Origin of the sequence: Crossiella cryophila, assembly GCF_014204915.1 — a bacterium.
Classification (GTDB): domain Bacteria; phylum Actinomycetota; class Actinomycetes; order Mycobacteriales; family Pseudonocardiaceae; genus Crossiella; species Crossiella cryophila.
Genome location: NZ_JACHMH010000001.1, coordinates 7,846,400 through 7,870,148, shown reverse-complemented (window position 1 = coordinate 7,870,148; position 23,749 = coordinate 7,846,400). Strand labels below are relative to the sequence as shown.

At 71.1% G+C, this 23,749-nt stretch carries 19 protein-coding genes; 10 read left to right on the top strand and 9 right to left on the bottom strand.

All coding sequences use genetic code 11. From position 1 onward, the window contains the following. Window positions 1-1,095 carry an ADP-ribosylglycohydrolase family protein gene (locus HNR67_RS33710; protein WP_185006496.1) on the bottom strand — a complete coding sequence of 365 codons (1,095 nt, stop codon included), beginning with the start codon at window positions 1,093-1,095 and terminating at the stop codon, window positions 1-3. Window positions 1,096-1,264: 169 nt separating this feature from the next. Beyond that, on the bottom strand, window positions 1,265-1,891 hold the full coding sequence (locus tag HNR67_RS33705; RefSeq protein ID WP_312988624.1) for a helix-turn-helix transcriptional regulator: 627 nt from the start codon (window positions 1,889-1,891) through the stop codon (window positions 1,265-1,267). A gap of 80 nt (window positions 1,892-1,971) precedes the next feature. On the opposite strand from HNR67_RS33705, the gene HNR67_RS33700 reads away from it, so the two are divergent. Then, complete coding sequence (locus HNR67_RS33700; protein WP_221490142.1) at window positions 1,972-3,117, top strand: threonine synthase; 1,146 nt, start codon at window positions 1,972-1,974, stop codon at window positions 3,115-3,117. A 196-nt stretch (window positions 3,118-3,313) separates the two neighbouring features. Here the strand turns inward: HNR67_RS33700 and HNR67_RS33695 are convergent, their stop codons facing one another. Then, window positions 3,314-4,126 carry an aminoglycoside 6-adenylyltransferase gene (locus tag HNR67_RS33695; RefSeq protein ID WP_185006494.1) on the bottom strand — a complete coding sequence of 271 codons (813 nt, stop codon included), beginning with the start codon at window positions 4,124-4,126 and terminating at the stop codon, window positions 3,314-3,316. A 159-nt stretch (window positions 4,127-4,285) separates the two neighbouring features. On the opposite strand from HNR67_RS33695, the gene HNR67_RS45970 reads away from it, so the two are divergent. Both HNR67_RS45970 and HNR67_RS33690 read left to right on the top strand, forming a co-directional pair. Beyond that, window positions 4,286-4,408 (top strand): hypothetical protein, encoded by a 123-nt coding sequence (locus HNR67_RS45970; RefSeq protein WP_281403266.1) that lies wholly within the window; start codon window positions 4,286-4,288, stop codon window positions 4,406-4,408. Between the two features lie 141 nt (window positions 4,409-4,549). Beyond that, entirely contained in the window at window positions 4,550-5,761 is a 1,212-nt protein-coding gene (locus HNR67_RS33690; protein ID WP_312988621.1) for an FAD-dependent oxidoreductase, read from the top strand. 753 nt (window positions 5,762-6,514) lie between these two features. Here HNR67_RS33690 and HNR67_RS33685 read toward each other — a convergent pair. After that, the gene (locus tag HNR67_RS33685) at window positions 6,515-9,340 is read right to left on the bottom strand and encodes an ATP-binding protein (RefSeq protein ID WP_185006492.1); all 2,826 of its coding nucleotides are present in this window, start codon (window positions 9,338-9,340) and stop codon (window positions 6,515-6,517) included. A 276-nt stretch (window positions 9,341-9,616) separates the two neighbouring features. Between HNR67_RS33685 and HNR67_RS33680 the strand changes: the two genes are divergently transcribed. Then, window positions 9,617-9,802: a hypothetical protein gene (locus HNR67_RS33680; protein WP_185011818.1), complete on the top strand. Its 186-nt coding sequence runs from the start codon at window positions 9,617-9,619 to the stop codon at window positions 9,800-9,802. A gap of 64 nt (window positions 9,803-9,866) precedes the next feature. Here HNR67_RS33680 and HNR67_RS33675 read toward each other — a convergent pair whose 3' ends face one another. From HNR67_RS33675 to HNR67_RS33655, 5 genes are all read right to left on the bottom strand, one after another. Beyond that, window positions 9,867-10,676: a trypsin-like serine peptidase gene (locus tag HNR67_RS33675; RefSeq protein WP_185006489.1), complete on the bottom strand. Its 810-nt coding sequence runs from the start codon at window positions 10,674-10,676 to the stop codon at window positions 9,867-9,869. Between the two features lie 86 nt (window positions 10,677-10,762). Next, a complete protein-coding gene (locus HNR67_RS33670; RefSeq protein ID WP_185006487.1) occupies window positions 10,763-12,022 on the bottom strand; it encodes a cation:proton antiporter in 1,260 nt (419 codons plus the stop codon). A 27-nt stretch (window positions 12,023-12,049) separates the two neighbouring features. Continuing rightward, window positions 12,050-13,423, bottom strand: a complete 1,374-nt coding sequence (locus HNR67_RS33665; RefSeq protein WP_185006485.1) for a cytochrome P450 — start codon at window positions 13,421-13,423, stop codon at window positions 12,050-12,052. Further along, window positions 13,411-14,475 (bottom strand): alpha-hydroxy acid oxidase, encoded by a 1,065-nt coding sequence (locus HNR67_RS33660; protein WP_185006483.1) that lies wholly within the window; start codon window positions 14,473-14,475, stop codon window positions 13,411-13,413. The genes HNR67_RS33665 and HNR67_RS33660 overlap by 13 nt, the downstream gene beginning before the upstream one ends. Next, a complete protein-coding gene (locus HNR67_RS33655) occupies window positions 14,472-16,058 on the bottom strand; it encodes an NAD(P)-binding domain-containing protein (RefSeq protein WP_185006481.1) in 1,587 nt (528 codons plus the stop codon). Before HNR67_RS33655 ends, HNR67_RS33660 begins: the two co-directional genes overlap by 4 nt. Window positions 16,059-16,270: 212 nt before the next feature. Here HNR67_RS33655 and HNR67_RS33650 point away from each other — a divergent pair, with 212 nt between their 5' ends. The 6 genes from HNR67_RS33650 to HNR67_RS33625 all read left to right on the top strand — a co-directional run bounded on the left by HNR67_RS33650 (window position 16,271) and on the right by HNR67_RS33625 (window position 23,748). After that, window positions 16,271-17,764: a class I adenylate-forming enzyme family protein gene (locus HNR67_RS33650; RefSeq protein ID WP_185006480.1), complete on the top strand. Its 1,494-nt coding sequence runs from the start codon at window positions 16,271-16,273 to the stop codon at window positions 17,762-17,764. Window positions 17,765-17,851: 87 nt separating this feature from the next. Continuing rightward, window positions 17,852-18,190: a hypothetical protein gene (locus tag HNR67_RS33645; RefSeq protein WP_185006477.1), complete on the top strand. Its 339-nt coding sequence runs from the start codon at window positions 17,852-17,854 to the stop codon at window positions 18,188-18,190. Window positions 18,191-18,514: 324 nt separating this feature from the next. Then, window positions 18,515-19,549, top strand: coding sequence for a trypsin-like serine peptidase (locus HNR67_RS33640; protein WP_185006475.1), 1,035 nt, complete (start codon window positions 18,515-18,517; stop codon window positions 19,547-19,549). 153 nt (window positions 19,550-19,702) lie between these two features. Continuing rightward, a complete protein-coding gene (locus HNR67_RS33635; protein WP_185006473.1) occupies window positions 19,703-20,791 on the top strand; it encodes a mandelate racemase/muconate lactonizing enzyme family protein in 1,089 nt (362 codons plus the stop codon). A 25-nt stretch (window positions 20,792-20,816) separates the two neighbouring features. Further along, entirely contained in the window at window positions 20,817-22,850 is a 2,034-nt protein-coding gene (locus tag HNR67_RS33630) for a fibronectin type III domain-containing protein (protein ID WP_185006471.1), read from the top strand. 10 nt (window positions 22,851-22,860) lie between these two features. Continuing rightward, entirely contained in the window at window positions 22,861-23,748 is an 888-nt protein-coding gene (locus HNR67_RS33625; protein WP_185006470.1) for a carbohydrate ABC transporter permease, read from the top strand. Window position 23,749 lies beyond the last annotated feature (1 nt).

Below are 23,749 nucleotides of genomic sequence, written 5' to 3'. Positions count from 1 at the left end.
TCACCAGGTGGGATAGCAGTGCAGGAACCCGCTCGAGGTGGGCGGGTTCGCGCTGAACTCCGCGACGGCGTCCCGGCTCAACAGCTCGGTCGCCGCGCGGAGTTCCAGTTTGTCCAGCCAGTCCTTGGGCAGCGCGGACATCCCGTGCGCCGCACCGAAGAGGTTCCCGGCGATCGCGCCGGTGGAATCGCTGTCCCCGGTGTGGTTGACCGCGACCCGCATGGTCTCCCGGAACTCGCCGCCGCCGTGCAGGAACGCGTAGAGCCCGATCGCCAGGGCCTCCTCGCCGACCCAGCCGCCGCCCAGTTCGCGTTCGATCCGCTCCGGCGTGGTCGAGTCGATCGGCCCGCCAAGACGGACCGCGCCCTCGATGGCTTCGAGGGTTTCCTCGTGCTGGTCGTAGCCGCGCAGGATCTGCTCGGCCTTGTCGATGGCCACGTTGATGTGCGCGCCGTGGAAGAGCGCCCACACCATCACCGCGAGGCAGCCCGCGGACAGGTAGCCGCTGGGGTGGGTGTGGGTGAGCGCGGCGCCGGCCGCGGCGATCCGGAACACCTCGGCCGGATCGTTGCCCCACAAGGCCACCGGGGCCGCGCGCATCACGCCGCCGCAGCCCTTGGAGTTGTTGATTTTGTTGGTGAACGAGCCCGGCGCCTGGCCGCGGCCGATGTCCTCCAGCGCGCGGATGCAGGTCTTGCCGGGGGCGCGGCGGTCGAACAGGTCCGGCTCGCGGATCAACCAACCGTCCGGTTGGGGGTGCGCCTGCGCGAGTGACCCCATGGCGTCGGCCCACGGGTAGCCCTGGGTGTGCAGCCAGCGCTGGTAGGCCGAGAGCAGGAACGGCACCGGATCGGTGGCCCCGTGCCGGCGCTGGTGCACATGCGCCCGGACCATGCCCTCCATGGTGAACAGGGTCATCTGGGTGTCGTCGGTGATCGCGCCGACCTTGCCGTAGGCGGCGACCAGGTCGGTGAGGCCGTCCGCGCCGTGCCGCCGCCGGATCGAGCTGATCGACTCGAACTCCACGTCCGCGCCCAGCGCGTCGCCGATGGCGCCGCCCAGCATGCAGCCCAGCACACGGTCTTCCCAGGTCACCCGCAGCCTCCCCGATCGGTGTTCGTCCCGGCCGGCCGGCACACCGGTCAGGCCGAGGCCAGATCTTGCCAGGGTAGCCCGATCGCCGGGCACGCGGTGGGCCCTTCGGCGTAATCGCCCCCGGCCCTGTGGTGCGCGTCCGGCGGAGTGGATCGGTTGCGCGGCAACGTCATCGGGCCCGCACCTTGGTCAGGTCGTTGTACAGCGTGGCCCGCGAGACACCCAGGTACTCCGCGACCCTGGCGGCCGAGCGCTGCACCGCGAACACCCCGCGCCGGTCCAGCGCGGCGATGATCCGGCGGCGGTCGGCCCGGTCGGTGCGGTCGCAGCCGCCCTCCTCGGCGATCACCGCGTCCACCACCTGGTCCACATCGTCGGAGAACACGGTGACCGGCGCGGGTTCCAGCGGACCGGCCAGACCGGCGAGGGTGTCGGCGGCCTGGCGCAGCGCGGTGACGTCCAGGTTGACGCACAACGCGCCGATCACCTTGCCGCGCAGGCGAAGCAGCATGGTGGAGGAGCGCAGCAGGCGGCCGTCCGGGGTGCGGGTGAGGTAGTTGAGCCGATCCTCGGCCTCGGCGCCCGCGGCGAGCAGGCCCAGCCCGATCTCACTCATCGCGCCACCGACGTGCCGTTCGGTCACCGAGCCGCTGATCGCGACCACGCTCGCCTCGGGTGTGCGGTAGTCGTGCAGGACGATCTCGGCGGTGGGGCCGAAGGTGGCGGCCAGGCCGTCGACCAGCGGGCGCACCGAGTCGAACAGGTCGTCGGCCGCGCGGTCCATCGTGTCGCTCACCACCCCAGCCTAAACCGGACTTGACAATCTGTCCAAGTTTTCTAGACGATCAGTCCAGTCCAATCGTGGAGGAGAAAAACGTGGCCCACCAGTTGCCGCCGCTGCGCTGTTCCCGCTGTGCCACCGAGTTCCCGGTGGACAGCCTGGTCTGGCTCTGCCCGTGCGGCGGTGTCCTGGACGTCGCCGACTTCGGCGCCAAGCTGCCCAGCCGGTCCGAACTGGCCACCCGCCCCGCCACCCTGTGGCGCTACGCCGAGTCCCTGCCGGTGCCGGAGTTGCCCCAGGTCAGCCTGGGTGAGGGCATGACCCCCGTGGTCCCGGCGGTCGGCCTGCCCGACGCCCGCGTGAAGCTCGAATACCTGTCCCCGACCCTGTCCTTCAAGGACCGCGGCGCGGTCATGCTGGCCACCCTGGCCCACCTGCTGGGCGTCCGCCGCCTGATCGCCGACAGCAGTGGCAACGCGGGCACGGCGCTGTCGGCCTACGCCGCCCGCATCGGCATCCCCTGCGAGATCTACGTGCCCGCGAGCACCTCACCCGGCAAACTCGGCCAGATGCGCGCCCACGGCGCCAACGTCCACCTGATCGAGGGAAACCGCGAGGACGCCGCCCGCGCGGCAAAGGTCGCCGCCGAGGCCCCCGACGCCAGCTACGCGAGCCACATGTTCCACCCGTACTTCCTGCACGGCACCAAGACCTTCGCCTTCGAGCTGTGGGAACAGGGCATGCCGGACACCGTCGTCCTCCCGGTAGGCCACGGCACCCTGCTCCTGGGCGCCTACCTCGGCTTCCGCGAACTCCTCGCCCAGGGCCTGATCCCCAAGCTCCCCACCATCATCGGCGTCCAGTCCGCCAACTGCGCCCCCCTGGCCACGGCGGCTGACGCGGGCGCCCCCGGCCCCGCCACCATCACCCCGATCCCCACCAAGGCCGAGGGCATCGCCATCGCCGAACCGGCCCGCGGCGAAGCCATCCTGGCAGCGGTAGCCGACACCGGCGGCACCATCCTGGGCGTCACCGACGACCAGGTCCTCAAGGCCCGCACCGAACTGGCCGCGGCAGGCTTCTACGTCGAACCCACCTCAGCGGTCTGCTGGGCAGCCATCACCGCCGCCCGCACCGCCACCGCCCCCACCACCCCCTCCTGGACCACCGCCACCCCCCACCTAACCACCCCCAACCTAACCCTCGCCCTCTCCGGCGCAGGCCTGAAATCCCCCAACTAACCCACCCCCACCCCCCACCACTCCGCCCCCCGCCCCACAACGCCCACCTGCCATCCCACAACGGCCAACACACCGTCCCAGATCGGCCAACACACCGTCCGGAACGGCCAACACTCCGGAGGAGGGCTGCTCGCCGTTCCTTCTCCCGGAGTGTTGGCCGTTCTCGTACGGAGTGTTGGCCGTTGTGGGGCAGGGGTCAGGGGGTCAGCTGGGGCAGGATCGCGGTTTCGGGGGCCGGGTCGTAGGGGAAGTCGTGGATCTTGGCGACCTCGCGGGCCAGCTCGGCGAACAACACCCCGGTCGCATGCGCGGCCCGCCGTGCCCCCTCCGCGTCAAACCCGCCGAAGGTCTCCGGCAACCGTTCCCACACCCCGGGCGCGGCCCACTCCCGCATCCGGGTGCCGCCGTGCCACACGTCCAGATCCGCCCCGCGCACCGCCTGGGCATGCCACTCGACCAGGGTCTGCAGCAGTTCCTTGGTCGTCCAGTCCCGCGACTGCACCACCCACAGCTCCCCGCGAGCCAGGTACCGCGGCAGGTGCGCGATCTCGAACCAGAACTCCGCGCACAGTTCCCGGAAGTCCGACTCGGTCACCGGCTCCGGCCGCGGCCGCCCAGTGGGCGCCGGCAACCGCGCGGCCAGCCCGTCCGGGTCGTAGAGCACCTCGTACCCACGCTCGTGCAGATCGTCGAGTTCCCCGGCCAACTCCTCCACCAGCGCCAACGGCACGACCTGGAAGTCGGCCTTGACGCCGTCGGTGAACAGCACCAATCGGGCCGGGTTGTCCCACGGTCCGTCGAGTCCGACGCTGACCAGCACCGGACCGAGTTCGGCCGGCCAGTCCGCGTCGTCGGCGTAGGCGTCGGGGTCAGTGGTGAACAGCTCGATGTCGTGGTCGGAGAAGGCATCCGCGGTGCCGTCCCGTCGCGCCCGTGAGCCGGTGCGCAGCACCAGCCGGATATCCGCCCTGCCCGCCGCCCACCCGGCGAGCCCCGCTTCGGTGATCACAAAGCCACGCTACCCGGGCCGCGGCAACAGCGACCTCCGTCTCCCTACCGACCGGTCGGTAGGGGCGCTGTCCCCCGGAGTGGTGACACCGCCCAGGCCCGCGGATTCGACTCACCGCCTACGGGGTATTCCCGCCGCAACCACGGAGAGGTGCCAGTCATGGGGCGACACCGGTTGGACGAGCACGATGACCAGCAGTGGAGTGCCGCCACACTCACCAAGGGACGCGAGGAGGCCGGGGTGCCGGAGCCGGGCGAGAACCAGGCCGCGGGGCAGGACTGACGCGGCCGGGGCAGGCAAGATGGTCCGGGTGAACACGCGGAAGGCCGAGCCCATCAACCCGGAGCGACATCGGGCCAGTACGGAGACCCTGCACGCCGCCACCCGGTCGAGCCGGGCCGAGCTGGTCGGGCGGGCCAGCCGGTGACCGGGGTGGTGGTGGCCGGGGGTGGCCCCGGCGGCATGGTGCTCGCCTACCTGCTGGGCCGCGCCGGGGTGCCGGTGACCCTGCTGGAGGCCCAGCCCGACTTCGACCGCGACTTCCGCGGTGACTCCCTGCACCCCTACACCCTGGAACTCCTGGACACCCTCGGTCTGGCCGAGGACCTGCTCCGCCTGCCGCACCACCCGGCCCGCAGCTTCCGCTTCCACACCCCGCACGGCACCATCACCGCCGCCGACTACCGCGGCCTGGACTCCCCATTCCCTTACGTGGCACTGATGCCACAGGTCCGCTTCCTGGATTTCCTTGCCAGTAAGGCAAAAGCCCTGCCGTCCTGCCAGATCCGCATGGCCGCCAAGGTGATCGGCCTGCTTCGCGAGGGTGAGGTGGTGACCGGCGTCCGCTACCGGGACGAGCACGGCGAACACGACCTGCCCGCCACCGTGGTCATCGGCGCCGACGGCCGCTTCTCCCGGCTGCGCCGCCTGGCCGACCTGCCGGTCGAACCCCTGGGCGCCAGCAGCGACCTGCTCTGGTTCCGCCTGCCCCGGCACCCGGCGGATCCACCAGAGGCCGACGTCGACCTGTACTTCGGCCGTGACCACTACGTCGCGTTGCTCGGCGGTGTCAGCGACTGGCAGATCGGCTACACCCTGCCCAAAGGTGGCTTCCCAACGGCGAAACAGGCCGGCGTGACCCCCATCCAGGACTTCATCCGCCGGCACGTGCCCTGGCTGTCCGACCGCATCACCCAGTTGACCGACTTCGACCAGATCACCCTGCTGTCCTTGGACATCGCCCGCGCCCCGCGCTGGCATCGCCCGGGTGTGCTGCTGCTCGGCGACGCCGCGCACGTCATCTCCCCGGTGGGCGGCAACGGAATCCTGATGGCGATCCAGGACGCGGTCGAGGCCGCCAACCAGCTGATCCCCGCACTGCGCGCGGGCACCCTCACCGAGTCCACCCTCGCCGCGATCCAGGCCGCGAGGGAACCCGCCATCGTCCAGGTGCAGGCGGACCAGACCCGCATCGAACGCCGGGTGGCCACCGCACGCGAACAGGGCAAGAACCTCGCCCCGCCATCGTTCCTGCGCCTGCTCACCGCCCTGCCCTGGATCCGCACCCGCTCCGCTCGCCGCAACGCCTACGGCCCGCGTCCACCCCAGCTGGACACCACCCTGCTCAACCGCTGACACACTTATCGCCCGCACCGGCAGCGCAAGGACGAAAGACTGACCCTTCGGGCAGCCATGGCCGGACTTTGGTACTAGAACCGTTGCCAGCACACGATTACCGGCCATACTCGGTTCAACACGGACCACCGTTCCGCCGGGCGACGCGACGACATCACCCCGACGACATCGTCGCGGTCGAGACCCCCCGGCACGCAAGCGGGGTCGGCGGCACCACCCCCCAACCGCCGACCCCGCCCCAGCTTCGCGAGAAGCGACCGGAGCACCCCCGCCGACCGACCGTTCGGTCGGCATGCACGGACAAGTCGGCTGCCACCCGACTCGCCCACCTAGCCCCGGCCGCCTCGCTCCGGCCGCCTCGCTCCGGCCGCCTCGCTCCGGCCGCGCCGCCTGGGTCGGGCCGCCTGGGTCGCGCCGAGCTGGTGCTCCGGCACGCGGAACTTCCTTGCTCGGGCTGCCTCCATTCGCGCAACGCCTTGTTCGGACTGCTGCCGCCGCTCTTGCCACACTTTCGCTCAGGTCGCCATCGCCGCTCGTGCGACGCCTTCGCCCGGGGCAACCGGATCGTCGTCGCCGCCGACCAACCGTCCGGTAGGCGTGCTGGAAAGGAAGTGGACACCGAGTCTTCGCTCGAGCCGTTACCGCGCTTCGCGCAACGCCTTCGCCTGGGGCAACTGGATCAACGTCGCCGCCGACCGACCGTTCGGTAGGCGTGTCGGGAAGGAAGTGGACACCGAGTCTTCACCCGCGCCGCTACCGCGCTTCGCGCAACGCCTTCGCCTGCGCCGCCACCACCGGCATCCCCAACGCGCTCGCCTCCACCTCGGCCAACCGCGCCTGCTCCAGCCCCGCGGAATCCCCACCCGCCAACAAAAACGTCGCGTAGTCCGCCCGAGCCCTGGCCAGCCACGGCCGCGCACCCATCCGCCGTGCCTGGTCCACAGTGGACTGGAAATGCGACTCGGCCTCCTCCGGCCGGTCCGTCAGCACGGCCAGGTTCGCCAGGGCGTGCGAGATCAGGCCCAGGGGGCAGCCCGCCGAAGTGGCGACCAGGCCCGCGTATGGGCGCAGGGTTTCGGCGAGGGTGGGGGCGTGTTCGGCCGCGCCGGTGAGGTGGGCCACCTCGGCCAGGAGCAGGGTCACCGGCATGCCGACGGTGGTTTCGATCAGGGGTTTGGCGCCGTCGGCCAGCAGGCGGTCGAGCAGAGCCCGCGCCTCCACGTGGTGGCCGAGGTGGGCGCGCAGCCACAGCGTGACGCAACGCAGCGCCGGGGACAGCACGGGCACCGCGCTCACCAGGGTGACGTAGGCGTCGGTGGCGGCCTGTGCGGTGGACTGGTCGCCGCGGTCCAGGGCCAGTCGGGCCAGGTGGTGCTGGAAGGAGGCTTCGGCCAGGGGATGGTTGGCCTGGCGGCCGTGTACCAGGGCCTGGCGGGTCAGCGCCTCGGCCTCGGCGAAGTCGCCGTCGGCGTGCCGGATCGTGGCCGCGCACAGCCGCTGGTAGTACAGCCACAGCGGATGCCGCAGCCGTTCGGCCAGGGTGCCGGTGATGGCCAGCCCGGACTCCATCGCGTTGCGCTCGCCCAGGTCCAGGTTGGCCAGCAGGCACCACAGGTGCGCCTCCATGGCGACCAGGTCGGCACCGGCCTGCTCGGCCGCGGCCGCCGCCTCGGTGGCGATCACCAGCCGCTCGCGTGCGTTGTGCGGCGACCACATGGCCTGGTGGTAAACGCTGAGCACCTCGGCCAGGGTGGCCTGAGCGCTCAGCCCGGTGGGAGAGCTTAGGGCGGGCGGGTTGCCCGGGTTGGCTGGGCTGCCCGGGTTGGCGGGGTTGCCCAGGGGTGCCGGAGTGCCCGAGCTGGTTGACCTGCGCGGCCCGGCGGGGCTGCCCGGTCTGGTCGGGCTGCCCGGTCCGCCCGAGCTGCCTGATTCGCCCGAGCTGAGCTGTCGCCCGGCCTCGCCCTGCAAGGCCGGGCGGCCCGATCCACCCGTGCTGCCCAGCTCACCCGTGCTCCCCAGCGACGCTGGATCACACAGTCTGCGGGCCATGGCCAGCGCCTGTCCGGCGACCAGACTCCGGCGTTCCCGGCTGGTGTCGGCTGGGTCCAGTTCCTTGGCCAGGCGGGCCAGTACCCGGGCGCGCAGTTCGCCGTCGCCTGGGGGCAGGCCGGCCAGGGCCTGTTCCAGGCGGCGGAGTAGGCGGGGTTCGTGCAGGGCGAGCTGGTTGCCTACGCAGCAGCCCAGTGCGGCTCGGGCCGCGGTCTCGCCGTCCTGGACCGTGCGAGCCAGCTCGAAGGCGCGTTCGTAGTCGGCCACCGCTTCGGTGAGCGCGCCCGAGTACGAGCGTGCCTCCGCGAGCGCCAGCAGGATCCGGGCGCGCCGGACCCGGTCGCGGTCGTCGTCTCCCAACAGGTCCAGGGCCCGTTGGAAGCTGACGGCCGCGTCCTCGTAGGCCAGCGCCCGGAGTGCGGCGCGGCCCGCGCGGACCCGGTGCACGGCGGCCTCGTCCGGCCGGTCGCCCAGGGTGAGGTGGTCGGCGAGCCTGGTGGATGCCTCATCGGCGCGGGCGCGCGTGGCGATCGCCGTGGCGGCCCGGCGATGCAACGCGGCTCGCTCCGGTGCGGGGATCCGGTCGGCCACCGCTTCCCGTAGCAGGCTGTGCGGGAAGCGTAGCACTTGCTCCGGTTGGGTGCCAATCAGGCCGCGGCGGAGGGGTTCGGCCAGGCGGGACCACACCTCGGGTGGGTCGATCCCGGCCAGTTCGGCCAGCTCGGCGACGTCCACCGACAGGCCAAGCACCGCGGCCTGGCACAGCAGTTCCACCGCTTCCCTGGACAGTTCGGCCAGCCGCAACGCGGTCACCTGCCGCACTCCCGAGGGCACCGCGGTCAGCGCCACCGGGGCCGTGGTGTGCCGCAGCAACCGGGCCACCTCGGTGGCCAGGAACGGGTTCCCGCCGCATCGTTCGTGCACCGCGGCCACCAGCGCGGGCTCCGGCTCCGTCCCGGTGACCCGCCCCAGCAGCGACCCGGTCGCGCCCACGTCCAGCCCGCCCAGCTCGATCCGGGCACCCAGCCGGGCCAGCTCACCCTCGGGCGCCTCCCGGCAGGTCCCGAGCACCAGCACGGACGCCGACCGCAGCTGCGGCACCAGGAACTCCAGGCAGCGCACCGTGCCCTCATCGGCCCAGTGCAGGTCGTCGAGCACCACAAGCGTCGGCACACCATCGGCGGTCAGCAGCCCGGCCAGATCGTCGAAGAGCCGGTACCGCGCGTACTCATCCGGCCGCGCCGAGGCGGGCAACGGGCGCAGCCACGGGTGCTCGCCGCCGGTGCCCAGCTCGCCGTGATGCTGCCGCAGCACCTGGATCCACGGCCAGAACGCCGGTCCGCCACTGGCGCCCCAGCGGGTCCGGAACCCGCGCGCGGAGGCGTTCGCGCTGACCTGCTCGGCCAGCGCGGTCTTGCCGATCCCGGCCTCGCCGGTGAGCAGCACCAGTCCGCCTCGCCCCGCCGCGGCCAGGTCCAGCGCGGCGGCCAGCTCGGCCTCGGGCAGCTCCCGGCCGAGAAGTGTCCGCATCCCGCCCCCTTGATCCAACTCCAGCATCCCCGGTGCCACCGTGGCACCGCAATCCGCCGGAACGCAGGGCGGCCCCCAGGTCCGCCCGCCCGGTCGTTGACACCGCCCGGCCCTCGGCCCGTGTCGGCCGGGTTACCGGGCGTCACCCGGCAGGGTGGTGGCCGTTTCCGTGGCGCAAACCCCTGGTAAAGCGCGCCTACCGACCGTTCGGTAGTGGCCAGTATTCCGCACAGAGCAGCCCCCGCTGCTCCACCTGGTCGATCTGAAGGAGAAGACATGCGCACCTGGGCCCGCCGCACCGCAGCCGTCGCGCTCACCATCCCGGTCCTCGCCCTCGTCGCGAGCGGCTCCGCCTCGGCCGCGGAGCTGACCCCGATCGCGGAGTACCTGGACGCGACCGTGGCCAGCACCTCCAAGTCCGTGGTCAAGGCCCTGGCGGCCCTGCTCGGCGTGACCTGCTGACGACCCGAGCCCAGCACGCGGCGCCCCTCCGATCCGGCTTGGAGGGGCGCCGCGCTGTCGTGGACTAGTTCATGTTGGCCCGGTACAACCGTTCCGCGGTCGCGCCGAAGACCACGCCGATCGCGGTCGCGCCGGCCCCGGCCGAGTGGTTGGCCCACAGGTAGCCCAGCCCGGTCGGTGTGCTCGCCCCGGTGACGTACCCGCCGCCGCTGCTGCCTCCCTCGGTGTCACAGGCGGTGCGCACACTCGACCCGCTGAGCTGGGTCGGCTGGTTGCAGTAGGTCAGATCCCGCCCGGTCCAGATCCGCGCCGCCGGGTAACCCCACACCGTGGTGCGCCCGCCGATCGGCCCGGTGAACCGGATCCCGTTGGCGCCCACCACATCCTCCAGGTTCTTCCCGCCGACCTGGCCTACCACCGCCAGCGCGTGGTCGTTGCCGCTGATGGCCACCTTGCGCGCGGGCCAGCGCCCGTACGGCGCGTCCCCGCTGCCCGCGGAGTTGTAGGCGGGCACGAACATCACGTTGGTGGTGCCGGAAAGACAGTGCGCGGCCGACCACACCACGCTCTTGTTCGGCGCGGTGACCACGCTGGCCGAACACCAGCTGTCCCGGCCGCTCTTGGTCCAGAACACCTTGCCGTGCACCCGGATCCCGGGCGCGGTGTAGGGCCGGGCGGCCTTGGTCAGCTCGGCCAGGACGCCGAGGGCCGGGTCGCGAGCCGGTTCGCCGGTGTCCGGCGAGGTGGCGGCGGCCATCCGCGCTGGCGTCCAGTGGCCGAGGGTGTCCGACGGCGTGCCGCTGGCGGCGGGGCCGGGTACCAGCAGCGCCACCGCGAGCAGCGCGCCGAGCAGGGTTGCCGATCTCGTGACCATGACGAACTCCTTACTGGGCAAGGGCGAGTTCGCCATCGGTGATATCAGCGCGGCTGGACGCGGCCGGTCGGCGTGGCGGCTAGCCGTCAGTGCCGCGGCGCAAAGTCGCGCTGCCCGGCCTCGGCCCGCCTGCGGTCCCGCCGGTCCCAGAAACCGAGCATCGGCGTGGCCATCATGGTGGTCACCAGCGCGACCACCACCAGCGCGCTGAACAGCTCCTTGGTCACGATCCCGGCGGCCAGCCCCACGTTGATCGCGATGAGCTGCATCAGCCCGCGCGCGTTCATCAGCGTGCCGACCCGCACCGCCACCGCCGGTTCCTCACCGGTGAGCCGGGCGGCCAGCCAGCAGGCGCCGAACTTGCCGGCCACCGCGGCCAGCACGCAGGCCAGGGTGAACAGCAGCAGGTCGGTGTGGAAGAGCAGGCCGAAGTCGGTGTTGAGCCCGGAGTAGGTGAAGAACAGCGGCAGCAGCACCGCGCCGACCGGCCGCAGGGTGTGCACGGCCTGGTCCACCGCCTCGGACTTGGGGAAGACCACGCCGAGGCTGAACGCGCCGAAGACCGCGTACAGACCGATCACATCGGTGTACCAGGCGGCCAGGAACAGCGCGATCACCAGTACCAGCACCAGGTTCTCCGCAGTGACCCGGCCGGCCAGCGCGGCCACCCTGTTGCTGCCACGGGCCAGTACGGTCAGGATCAGCACCAGGCCGAGGGTGCCGCCGATGGCCACCGCGAACGGTCCGACGCTTCCCCCGGCGATGCTGAGCACCCCGGCCAGCAGCACCCAGGCCACCGCGTCGTCCAGCGCGCCGGAGGCCAGTGCGATGGAACCGAACCGGGAGCCGGTCAGGCCGCGTTCGGTGATGATGCGGGCCAGCATGGGAAAGGCCGTGATGGACAGTGCCACGCCGACGAACAACGCGGACACCGTCAGCGACACGTTGTCCGGGAACACATCCACCAGCCCGTCGGCCACCACGGTGAGCCCGATGCCCAGCAGCAGCGGCGCGAGCACCCCGGCCAGTGAGATCGCGGTGGCCGAGCGGGCCACCGCGCGCAGCCGGTCCACCCGGAACTCATAGCCCGCCTGGAACATGAACACCACCAGGCCGATCTGCCCCACCACGTAGAGCACCGGCCGCAGCTGCTGCGGGAAGATCGCCGCCTCGGCGGCAGGCGCGATCAGGCCCAGCACCGAGGGACCCAGCACGACACCGGCGACCATCTCGCCGACCACCGGCGGCTGGCCGAGCGCGCGCAGCGCCCAACCGGCCAGTCGGCAGGTCACCAGGATGACCACCACCGCGAGGAAGAACGCCGGGGCTAACTCGGTGTTGGACATGGGTTTCCGTCCTTCGCTGAGAGAAACCTAGTGGTGTGCCGGGCAACCCTGCTCGGTGTGGGTGTCGAAGTAGCGGCCGGCCAGGCGTTGCCGCCGGGCGTCCAGGACCATCACGGTGCCCAGCACGAGCTGGACCAGGCTGCGGGCGAGATCCTCGCACCGGTCCCGCACTCGCAGGAAGACCCGGACCGCGGGCAGCTGCGGGACGCGGGCGCCGTGCCGGATCAACAGGCAGGGGGCGCGGTTGGGCAGTGGCCGGGTGTGGCTGACCGGGGAGTCCAACCTGAAGCGCCGCAACACTTCCCGGCTCACCGCGCGCATGACCAACGGGGACAGTCGCCAGGCGGGGCAGGGCCGGTTCGCCGCGATGCCGAACGGGATGTGGTGCTGCGGGCGGGTGGTGCGGTCGGTCCAGCGCTCCGGGTCGAAGACCTCCGGACGCGGGCAGCCGGTGGCCTGGTAGTCGGGATAGCTGAAGCACAGCACGCTGCCGCGCGGGAAGGTCGGGCCGCCGTCGAGTTCGATGTCGGCGGTGGCGATCCGGTGCGCGATGCCGAACAGCGGGTACATCCGGAAGGTCTCGTCCAGCACCTGGTTGAAGTAGCGGGCGTCCGCTGGCTGCTCGGTCAAGCGTCGGCGCACCGGCGGATTCTGCGCCAGGGCAAGGAGGAGGTGCGCCATCGCCTCTGAGGTCTGCACGACCGCGGTGTTGAAGAAGGTGCCCTGCAGGTAGTGCGCCGTGTCCAGTGTGGACAGTCCACTGGGGAGTTCGTGTGGAATGTCGCCGTCCTGGACCCGGCGGTGCAGATAGCGGGTGAGCCGGGCGCGGCGTTCCGGGTGGCGCAGTCCGGTGCACTTCAACGCGGTCACCACGTCGTCGGCGTGCCCGATGATCAGGTCACGGGCCGCGCGCGGGCAGGGTTCGCCGAAGACCAGTTCGTGGAAGAACTCCGCCCACACCGGCATCATCAGATCCCGCAACCGGACCAGGGTGACCTCGCCGGGCGCCAGCTCGTCGAGCACCTTGCCCGCACAGCGGGCGGCCAGCGCGGCCAGCTCCTCGCTGGTACCGGCCAGGATCCGCGCGGTGGCGGCGGCGACCTCGTCATAGCGCGGGCCCGGTTCCAGGTGCTCCTGGTGGATCTCCGGGCCGGGCGCGAGCCAGTACCAGAACAGGTCGGACAGCCCGGCGCCCTTGCTGCGGCCGGTCGCGGCCGGGTGCGCGTAGATCTCCTGGAACCGTTCCGGGCCGACCTCGGCGTTCGGGAAGGTCACCGCGGAATCGCCGTTGACCAGGGTGAACACCTTGCCGCGCAACGCGGTCACCCGCTTGGGCAGCCAGTACGGCACGGTCAGCACGGCCGCCGCGGCCAGCCAGCGCAACGGTTTCAGCACCGGCACCCCCTCGGCACCACCAGATCCGGGGTCAGCTCCGCCGGGCGGCTCGCCCCGCACAGGGTGAGCACGTGGTCCAGTTCGGCCCGGATCAGCTCGAGTACCTGGCGCACACCGGATTCCCCGGCCGCGGCCAGTCCCCACAGCACCGGGCGGCCCAGGCCGATCGCGGTCGCGCCCAGGGCCAGCGCGATCACCGCGTCACTGCCGCGGCGCACCCCGCCGTCCAGCAGCACCGGGATCTCGCCGTCCACAGTGGACACGATGGGCGGCAGTGCCTCGATGCCGGCCGGGGCGGCGTCGAGCTGGCGGCCGCCGTGGTTGGACACGATGATCCCGTCCAGCCCAGCCTCCACGGCCAGCCTGGCATCCGCCGGGTGCAGGATTCCCTTGAGCAGCAACGGCAACCGGGTCAGTGCGCGCAGTCTGGCCAGGTGTGCCCAGGTGAAGGCCGCGGACATGTCGATCTCCCTCGGCCCGCCCGGCAGGTCCTGCATGTTCGCCGTGGTCAACCCGGCCGGCAGATCGTGGAAACCGTTGTGCTGATCGCGTTCCCGGTGCCCGAACACCGGTGAGTCCACGGTGATCACCAGCGCCGAGCAGCCCGCCGCCTCCGCGTGCCGCACCAGGTGCTCGGTGACCGCCGGATCCCGTTGCAGGTACAGCTGGAACCACACCGCGGCGGCCGGATCCACCGCCCTGGCCGCGGCCGCCACCTCGCCGATGGCCACCGTGGCGGCCATGCTGGAGATCAGCACCGCCCCGGCCGCGGCGGTGGCCCGCGCGGTGGCCAGTTCGCCGTCGGGGTGGGCGAGGCGGTGGAAGGCGGTCGGTGAGACGAAGATCGGCACCGCCGCCCGCGCCCCGGGCAGTGTGGTCCGCAGGTCGCGGATGTCGTTGCCGCGCAACACCCTGGGCCGCAGGGCGAGGCGGCCGAAGGCGCGCTCGTTCTCCGCGAGCGCGACCTCCGCGCCCGCCCCGCCGGCGAAGAAGTCGTAGTGCACCGGGTCCAGGCGCTGGCGTGCCCGCTCGTGCAGCCCGGCCAGCGAGTCGATCACGGCATGCCGACCTGGGCCGGGGCGAGCTGACGGCGCAGGAACTCCCGCAGCGGGGCCCGGTGGACGGCCTCGCTGTCCCACTCGTTCTCCAGGTTCTCCGTGATGTGGTGCTCGGCGAGCAGTTCCCCGGCCCGGAAATGTCGCACCACCGGGTGCAGGTAGCGGGCGTCCAGGCCGCTGGTGTCCTGCTGCGACATCCGGTCGATCTTGATGTCGAACGGGTCCACCTGATCGTGGTCCAGCCCGTACTCCAGGGTCACGCTCAGATAGGAGTCGACCGGGCCGAACTCGCCGCCGGCGACCGCGGTGTGCAGGTGCGCCACCGGCACCTCCTCGGTGAAGCGCAACCTACCGTCCGGTCGGATGAGCAGCGCGTCACCGAGGAAACCGAAGAGCTGCCACAGCGCCGAGGTGCGGTTGATCCGCTCGATGATCGCGTCGGTGGCCGCCTCGGCGGTGGGGGAGAGGTCGTGACTGGGCCAGGCCTGTTCGTGGTGGCGCTGTTCCAGGATGCGGTGCAGGGCGCGCACGCCGTAGCGGAAGCCGTGGATGAACCCGCTGGTGGACTTCTTGAAGTCGCGGACCTGGGTGATCGTGCCGGCGAAGTGCAGGCCGGGCACGTTCACCGACTCCCAGGCGTCGGTCTGCGCCGGGAAACGATCGGAAATGGTCAGTTCCGGTCGGCATTCCTGATCAAAAATCGAGGCGTCGAACCGGAAGCCGGTCGCCAGGATCACCCGATCATAGGAGATTTCCTTGACCACCTCGTTCACCCTGACAAAGCCCACCCGCACCAGGAACTTCTCCCCATCGCGCCGAATGCTGACAATGCGGCCGTCCAGCAGCGCGTTCTGGGATTTGAGCTGGTAGGTGTCCAGGAAGTTGTTGTTCACCGCCCGCAGGTGCCCGACGAAGTGGGTCTGCCAGGCGAACCGCAGTGGTCGCGGCCCGGCCAGGTGGATCACCGCGGCGGTCTCGATCAGGCTGTCCGCGGTCTCGAACGCGGAGTTCCCGCGACCGATGATCAGCACCTTCTGACCCACGAAGTCCGCCGGATCGGTGGACACCTCGCCGTAGGGCTCGGCCAGTTCGACGCCCTCGATGTCGGCCGGGATGTGCGGCCGGGACACCCCGGTGGCCATGATGATCCGCTCGGCCCGGTAGGTATTGCCGTCACTGTCGGTCGCCACGAAGCCGTCCGGCCGGCTGATCCGGGCGATCCGGGTGTTATGCCTGATCCGGAGCTTGTGCTCGGTGGCGAAGTCGGCGAGGTAGCGGACCATGTCCTCGGCGTCGGGGAAGTAGCGCGGGGTGTAGCCGGTGAACAGCGGGGAGAACTCGGTGGAGAGCAGCGAGTTCCAGTCGGTGCGCAGTCGCAGCTCCGGGTCGTCCCAGCCGGTGTGCACCTTGTTGATGGAGATCAGCTTCCGGTGGCGGGGGAAGCGGGCGAAGAACGCGCCGGGCGCCGCGCCGCCCTCGACGATCAGGTAGTCGCGTCCCGCCTGCTCCAGGAAATATCCCATCTGGAGTCCGGCCGGCCCGCCGCCCACCACCAGATATTCCACCGAGCGCTCTTCCGTCATCTGATTTCTCCACATCCGTGAACGAGACGACGTGCCGATCCTTTAATAGTCAACAACGGCAGTGTATCGGCACCAGGTGATCTGGTTCACAGTCAAAAGTAGGTGGCGAAACAAATCGGATCAAGTTACGGAGTGGGCCGATCGGCCCTAATTTGCTGTCGACATTCTGTCGGCTATCGGCGGGTGCGACCGGCGGTGGTAGGAGTCGGCTCATGCGCAGCGGTGTCTACCCCCAGTCCCTGCTGGACGCCCTGGCCGGCGCCCCCGACGCGCCCGCGTTCGAGCACGGCTCCCGGGTGCTCACCCGCGCCGAACTGCTCGACCTGGTCGGCCGGTTCCGCGGTGGCCTGCGCGCCGCCGGGCTGGGGCGGGGCAGCGGACTCGGGGTGTCCACCGCGGTCACCCCGGACGCGTTCGCGCTGCACCTGGCCGCGCTGACCCTCGGCTGCCGGGTGCTGGGCCTGCGGCCCGGCCTGAGTGCCACCCAGCTTCCTGCCGCGCTGGCCGGGCTGGACGCACTGGTCATCGACCACACCACCGACACCCCGGACCTACGGACCGCCGCGGGCGAGGTCCAGTTCCTGTGCCTGGGACCGGACCTGCTCGGTGGCTATGAGGAACCGGTGGCCACCGGCGATCCGGCGGACGTCGCGCTGCTCATCCTCACCAGCGGCAGCACCGGCACCCCCAAGCGCGCCGCGCTCACCTACGGCGCGCTGACCACCCAGTGGTCGTGGAATCCCGAGACCTGGACGGCTCCGGCGATCCGGCTGGCCGAGGCGTTCCGCCGGTTCCTGCTCTTCGGCACGCTGAGCAGCGCGGTCATGCAGGAGTTCCTCGGGCTGTGCCTGTGCTCCGGCGGCACCGCGGTGATCCCACAGGGGCTGCCCGACTTCCCCTCGGTGATCGAGGACCTGCGGATCACCGCCAGCATGCTCACCGTGCCGCGGCTGCACCACGTGCTGGACACCCTGCGCACCAAGGAGGTCGACCTCGGCACCTTGCGTGCCCTGATCGTCTCCGGCTCACCGCTGGCCCCGCACCGGCTGACCGAGGCATACCAACGCATCGGGCCCGCGATCCACCAGGCCTACGGTCAGACCGAGGTCGGCCTGCTCGCCCTGCTGACCCCCACCGACGTCGCCGCCCACCCGGAAACCATCCGATCGGTAGGCAAGCCCTACCCGGCCGTCACCCTGGAGATCCGCGACCCCCAGCACAACCCCGTCCCGGCCGGCACCTCCGGCGAGATCTGGGTCAGGGCCGCCTACCAGACGGTCGGCTACTGGGACGACCCCGGGCAGACCGGGGAGATCCTCCAGGACGGCTGGCTCCGCACCCGTGACCTGGGCCGCCTGGACGAGAACGGGTACCTGTACCTGACCGGCCGGGCCAGGGACGTGGTGATCGTCAACGCGATCATCCATTACGCGGGCGCGATCGAGCAGGCACTGGCCAGCCATCCGGACGTGGATCAGGCATATGTGGTGGGGGCGCCGGACGAACGGACCGGGGAGGCGGCGCACGCGTTCGTGGTGCCGGTGCGGGGGCGGGTGCCGGACCTGGCCGAGCTGCGGGCGCGGGTGGCGGCGGAACTGGGGGCGGCGGCGGTGCCCGCGACCATCGCGGTGCGCGAGTCGGTGCCGGTGGCACCCAGTGGCAAGCCGGACAAGCGGGCGCTGCTGACGGAGTTGCCGCGGCAGTGAGCGGCGGCGGATCGCGTCCCTACCGACCGGTCGGGCGGGGTGCGGAAATCCACTGCGCGGGCGGGCTGCCTCCAGCATGATCCGGGGATGCAGCGAATCGAGCGGCCGCTGGCCCAGGCGCTGGTCCGCTGGCTGACCGCGGCGGAGGGTGGTCGCCAGAGCGGGCCGCCGACCGCGACGGTCTACCGGTCCACCGCGTCCTTCCAGTCTGAACGCGACCCGCTGGACCAGCCCCGGCCGCCGACCGAGGCGCACACCGTGCTGCTCCAGGAGACCGAGTGCCTACCGGATGGTCGGCGGCGGTGCCTGGTCGGCTTCCTCGCGCCGGATCTCATGCGGCCGCACCTGCGTGCCGGCGCCCGGCTGCTGGTGCTGGAAGGTCCGCGGACCGTGGCCACCGCGGACATCGAGGTCGTCCTCGACTAGCGGTTCCGTTGCGCCGCAGGCTGTCCAGCGGGCGTAGACACGGATGATCCCACCTGGCGGCGCAGGTGGGATCCGGTGGCGTGCGATGGCCGGGTCAGTCGATCAGGGCTCGGAGTTCTTCCAGGCTCATGGTCAGGGTGTCCTCCATCGGCTTCGGGGCCGGGGCGGAGGGGTTGGGCTGGGGGTCGGAAACAGGCTGTGACATGGCGTGCACTTTATGACGTTCGCGGCGCTGGCGGAACCGGCTGCCCGGATGGTGTGACAGACGAGATCATCACCGTTTCCAAACAGGTTCCAAACACCGGTCGGTGAGCATCCCCCGACATGACGAACTTCGAGTTCCGGGGGCGGTCGCGGACCGTGGCCATCGCCCTGCTTGCCTTGGGCGCGAGCCTGATCAGCCCGGTCGCCACCGCCGCGCCGGAGGACGTGCTGGTGCACGACCTCGCCCAGTCCGCGGCCGAACAGCAGGCCGTGCGCGACTACTGGACGCCGGAGCGGATCGCCCGCCTGGAGGTCGGCGATCCCGGGCCGGGCGGGCCGCCGGAGAACGGGCCGGACGGGGCGAGCGTGCCGCCGGGCACCGCCCTCGACCGAACGGTTGGTCGGCTCTTCTTCGTAGGGCGGGGCGAGGACTCCAGCTGCACCGCCACCCTGGTCCGCTCGGCCAACCGCAGCACCCTGGTGACCGGCGGGCACTGCGTGCACACCGCGGACCTGCTCGGGCGGGACCCGCAGTGGCACGAGAAGGTGTTGTGGGCGCCAGGGTTCCGGGACAACACCATGCCCAACGGCGCGTTCGTGGCCCGCAGTCTCGTCGTGCACCGCACCTGGCGCGAGGATGACCAGCAGAGCAACTTCGACCAGGCATTCGTGGTGCTCGGCCCGGATGCCAAGGGTCGCAAGGCCGAGGACGGGGTGATCGCGCAGAGCCTGGCGATCGGCCTGCCGGGCGGGCTGCCCGCGACCGAGTTCGGCTACCCGCGGGCCGCGCGCAAGCCGGGGCACCAGGGCCGGCCGGAGTTCACCGGGATGCGACTGGCCAAGTGCTGGGGCACGCCGCGACGCGACCTCGGCGACGCCGAACACCCCTCGTCGCCGGACATGTGGGGCCTCGGCTGCGATATGGGCGGCGGGTCCAGTGGCGGGCCGCGGATCGCCCTGCTCAACGACCACCTCGGCCTGGGCGCCGTGGTCGGCGTCAACACCCAGGGCGGCTACCTCGACGGCAAGGGCAACCGCTGTGAGTCGCCGCGGCCGGGCCAGCAGCCCGCACCCGGGTGCACCCGGTTCCTGACCGGACCGCAGTTCACCCCGGCGATCACCGGCAAGCTCTACGCGAGCGCCTCCCACCGCTGATCACGGCGGGTTTCCACCTACCTGGCAACGCGTGCCGTGTCCCGTGTCCCGCGGGGCACGGTTTCGCGTGGGGTGTTGACAGCGAGGCCGCCCGCTCCCAAGAATGCGTTTTCCACGATCCTATACGATCCATGGAGACGGCGGGAGCTGCGAGTGGCGACGGTGCGCAGGGCGGCGGCGTTCCTGGTCGAGCTTGAGGTGGAGCGGGTGCGCACCGACGCGGTTCAGGCCTTCCGGGCCCAGGAGACCGTGTTCGTGGAGATCACCACCGAGGACGGCGCGGTCGGGCTGGGCTACAGCTACACCATCGGCACCGGCGGCTCCGCGGTACTCGCCCTGCTGCGCGACCACCTGCTGCCACAGCTGGAAGGCGTGGACACCCGGCTGATCGAATCGTTGTGGCAGCAGCTGTTCGCCTCCACCCGTTCCACCACGGTCGGCGCGATCACCTCCCTGGCCCTGGCCGCGGTGGACACCGCGCTGTGGGACCTGCGCTGCCTGCGCGCCGGGGAACCGTTGTGGCGCATGGCCGGTGGCTTCCGCTCCCGGGTGCCCGCCTACGACACCGAGGGCGGCTGGCTGCACCTGAGCGCCGACGAGCTGGTCGCCGGGGCGGTCGCGGCGGCCGCGGCCGGGTGGCGCGGGGTGAAGGTCAAGGTGGGCAAACCCAACGCGGCCGAGGACCTGGCCAGGTTGCACGCGGTGCGGGCCGCTGTCGGGCCGGAGTTCGCGCTCATGGTGGACGCCAACCAGTCGATGACCGCGGCCGAGGCGATCCGGCGGGCCCGGCTGTTCGAGCAGGTCGACCTGGGCTGGCTGGAGGAACCACTGCCGGCCGACGACCTGGCCGGGCACGAGCGGCTGGCCGCCGCGACCAGCATCCCGATCGCGGTGGGCGAATCGCTGTACTCGATCGCCCAGTTCCGCGAGTACCTGCAACGCGGCGCGGCCGGGATCGTGCAGGTGGACGTGGCCCGGATCGGCGGTATCACCCCGTGGCTCAAGGTGGCGCACCTGGCCGAGGCGTTCAACGTGGCCGTGTGCCCGCACTTCCTGATGGAACTGCACGTGAGCCTGGCCGCGGCGGTGCCCAACGGCCGCTACGTCGAGCACATCCCGCAGTTGCGGGCGATCACCACGGCGGAGCTGACCATTGTGGACGGTCACGCGGTCGCGCCGGAGACCCCCGGCCTGGGCATCGCCTGGGACCGGGATGCCATGGACGATCTGCGGATCGCCTGACCCAGCGCGGCGAAAGGGCGAGGACATGGGAGTCGGTCGGTTACGGGCCGCGGCGGTGCTCAGCACGGGCGCGCTGACCCTGGCACTACTGCAACCGGTCACCGCGACCGCGGCGCCGGCAGAGTCCACAGTGGACATCTCGGCGGGCAAGGTCGCGCAGAAGCCGTACCTGGGTTGGAGCAGCTGGAGTCTGCAGGCCACCAAGTACCCCGGGGTCAACCCGACCGGTCCGGCGAGCTGGCTGACCGAGCAGAACGTGCTGGCCCAGGCCGATGTCATGGCCGCGAAGCTGCGCAAGCACGGCTATGAGTACGTGAACGTGGACGCCGGGTGGGCCGGTGGATTCGACGAGTACGGGCGGCCCTTGGCCAATCCGAAGACCTTTCCGCGTGGCATCAAGTTCCTCGGCGACCACCTGCACCGCAAGGGCCTCAAGATGGGTTCCTACCTCGCGGTCGGCCTCGACCCGGCGGCCTACCGCGACGGCGCCACGCCGATCTTCGGCGCGCCGGGCTGCCACACCAGGGACATCGTCTACCCGGATCTGCGCCGCACCAACGGCTGGGACAGCGCCTACCGGATGGACTTCGGCAAGCCCTGCGCCGAGAAGTACCTGGACTCCCTCGCCGCGCACCTGGCAGGCTGGGGCGTGGACCTGCTGAAGCTGGACGGCGTCGGCCCCGGTTCGTTCAAGGGCGGCCCCAACTACGACAACACCGCCGATGTGGCCGCCTGGTCGCGGGCGATCAAGCGGACCGGGCGGCCGATGGAGTTCCTCATCTCCTGGGCGCTGACCCACACCAAGGCCGCCGAGTGGAAGCAGCACACCACCGGCTGGCGGATCGACACCGACGTCGAGTGCTACTGCGAGACCCTGGTCAAGTGGGACCAGTCGGTGCGGCAGCGCTGGACCGATGTGGTGCAGTGGATCGACGACGCCGGGCCGGGGCACTGGAACAACCTGGACTCGGTCAACGTCGGCAACGGCGAGATGGACGGACTCACCGAGGCGGAACGCCAGAGCCATATGACGTTCTGGGCCATTCAGGCCAGTCCGCTCTACCTCGGCGATGATCTGACCAAATTGGACAGCTATGGCCTCTCGTTGATCACCAACGACGAGGTGATCGGTGTCAACCAGGCCGGGAAACCCGCCCGCCCGGTGAGTCAGGCCGGTGATCAGCAGGTCTGGTACGCGCGCGACGACGACGGCAGCTACACAGTCGCGCTGTTCAACCTCGGCGCGGCCCCGGCCACCGTGCGCGCGGACTGGCGGGACCTCGGTTTCACCGGCGAGGCCAGGGTGCGTGACCTCTGGAGCCACCGGGAACTCGGCCGCGTCAACGGGTTCTCGGCCCAACTGCCCGCACACGGTTCCCGGCTGCTGCGGGTCACGCCGCCAGACCGTGGTGATCGGCCGACGATCCCCACGATCATCCGCGGCACCGGAACCGGTGCGGGCAGCCTCGCCCTGGCCTGGCAACCTTCCGCCTACCGCAAGGGGATCAGCGGCTACGACGTGCTGCTGGACGGCAACCGGGTGCTCACCGTGCCCGGCCCCGCGGTCACCCTCACCGGCCTGGAACCGGGCAGCGCCCACCGGATCACCGTGCTCGCCGTTGGCAAGGACGGCCGGAAATCCTTGCCCAGCAGCGAGTTCCCGGCCACTGTCTCCGGCGGTCCGCGCGGCTACGAGGGTGAGGACCAGGCCAACGTGCTGACGGGCGGTGCCGGGAGGTCGGGCTGCTCCGGATGTTCCCAGGGCGGCAAGGCGGGCAACCTCGGCGGCACCGGAACCCTCACCTTCCCCGCGGTCACCGTCCCGGCCGACGGCACCTACCTGATGACCATCGACTACGTGGCCGCCGACTCCGGCCGGGTCGCCGTGCTCTCCGCGGGGGAGCAGGAGATCCAGATCCCGATGCCGGGCAGCAACGACAACGAGTGGGACCGCACCCAGCGGATCACCGTGCCGGTGCGGCTCAAGGCGGGCGCCAACGCGGTGCGGTTCGGCAATCCCCGCGAGTACGTCGCCGACATCGACAAGATCACGGTCTGAGGTGACTCCGATGACCTTGCGACGCAACAGGATCCGGCGCCGGGACACCCCGGTGGCCTGGCTGCTGGTGGCGCCCGCGCTGCTGGGCTTCGGCGTGTTCTTCGCCTACCCGGCACTGCGCGGGGTCTACCTCAGTTTCACCGAGTTCCACGTGCTCACCCCGCCGAAGTGGATCGGTCTGGACAACTTCCGGCAACTCTGGCAGGACGACGTCTTCTGGAACGCACTGGGCATCACCGTGCAGTTCGTGGTGCTCTCGGTGCTGCTCGGGGTGTTCCTGTCCGTGCTGACCGCGGTGATGCTGCACCGGCTGACCCAGTCGGTGCTCATCCGCGGCGTGATCATCCTGCCGTTTCTCATCTCCGGCGTGGTGGCCGCACTGGTGTGGCAGCTCATGCTGGACCCGCAGCTGGGCATCGTGAACGTGTGGCTGCGCGAGCTGTTCGGGCAGCCGGTGTTCTTCTTCAACGAGGGCTGGGCCATCCCCACCCTCGCGGTGATCAACGTGTGGAAGTGGATGGGCTACTACGCGGTGCTGGTCTTCGCCGGGCTGCAGGCCATCCCGGCCACCGTGTACGAGGCCGGGCGGGTGGACGGGGCCAGCGAACTGAAGATGTTCCGGCACCTCACCCTGCCGCTGCTGCGGCCGGTGCTGGCGATGGTGGTCATCCTGAACATCATCAGCGCCTTCCAGATCTTCGACATCGTCCAGGTCACCACCAAGGGCGGCCCGGCCAATGCCTCCAACGTGCTCAACATGTACATCTACAACAAGGCGTTCAGCCAGTTCGACTTCGGCTACGCCGCCACGATGTCGCTGACCCTGTTCGCGATGCTCATCGTGGTCACCTTCATCCAGTTGCGACTCGCCCGCGCCAACGAGTCCGATCTGGACTGAG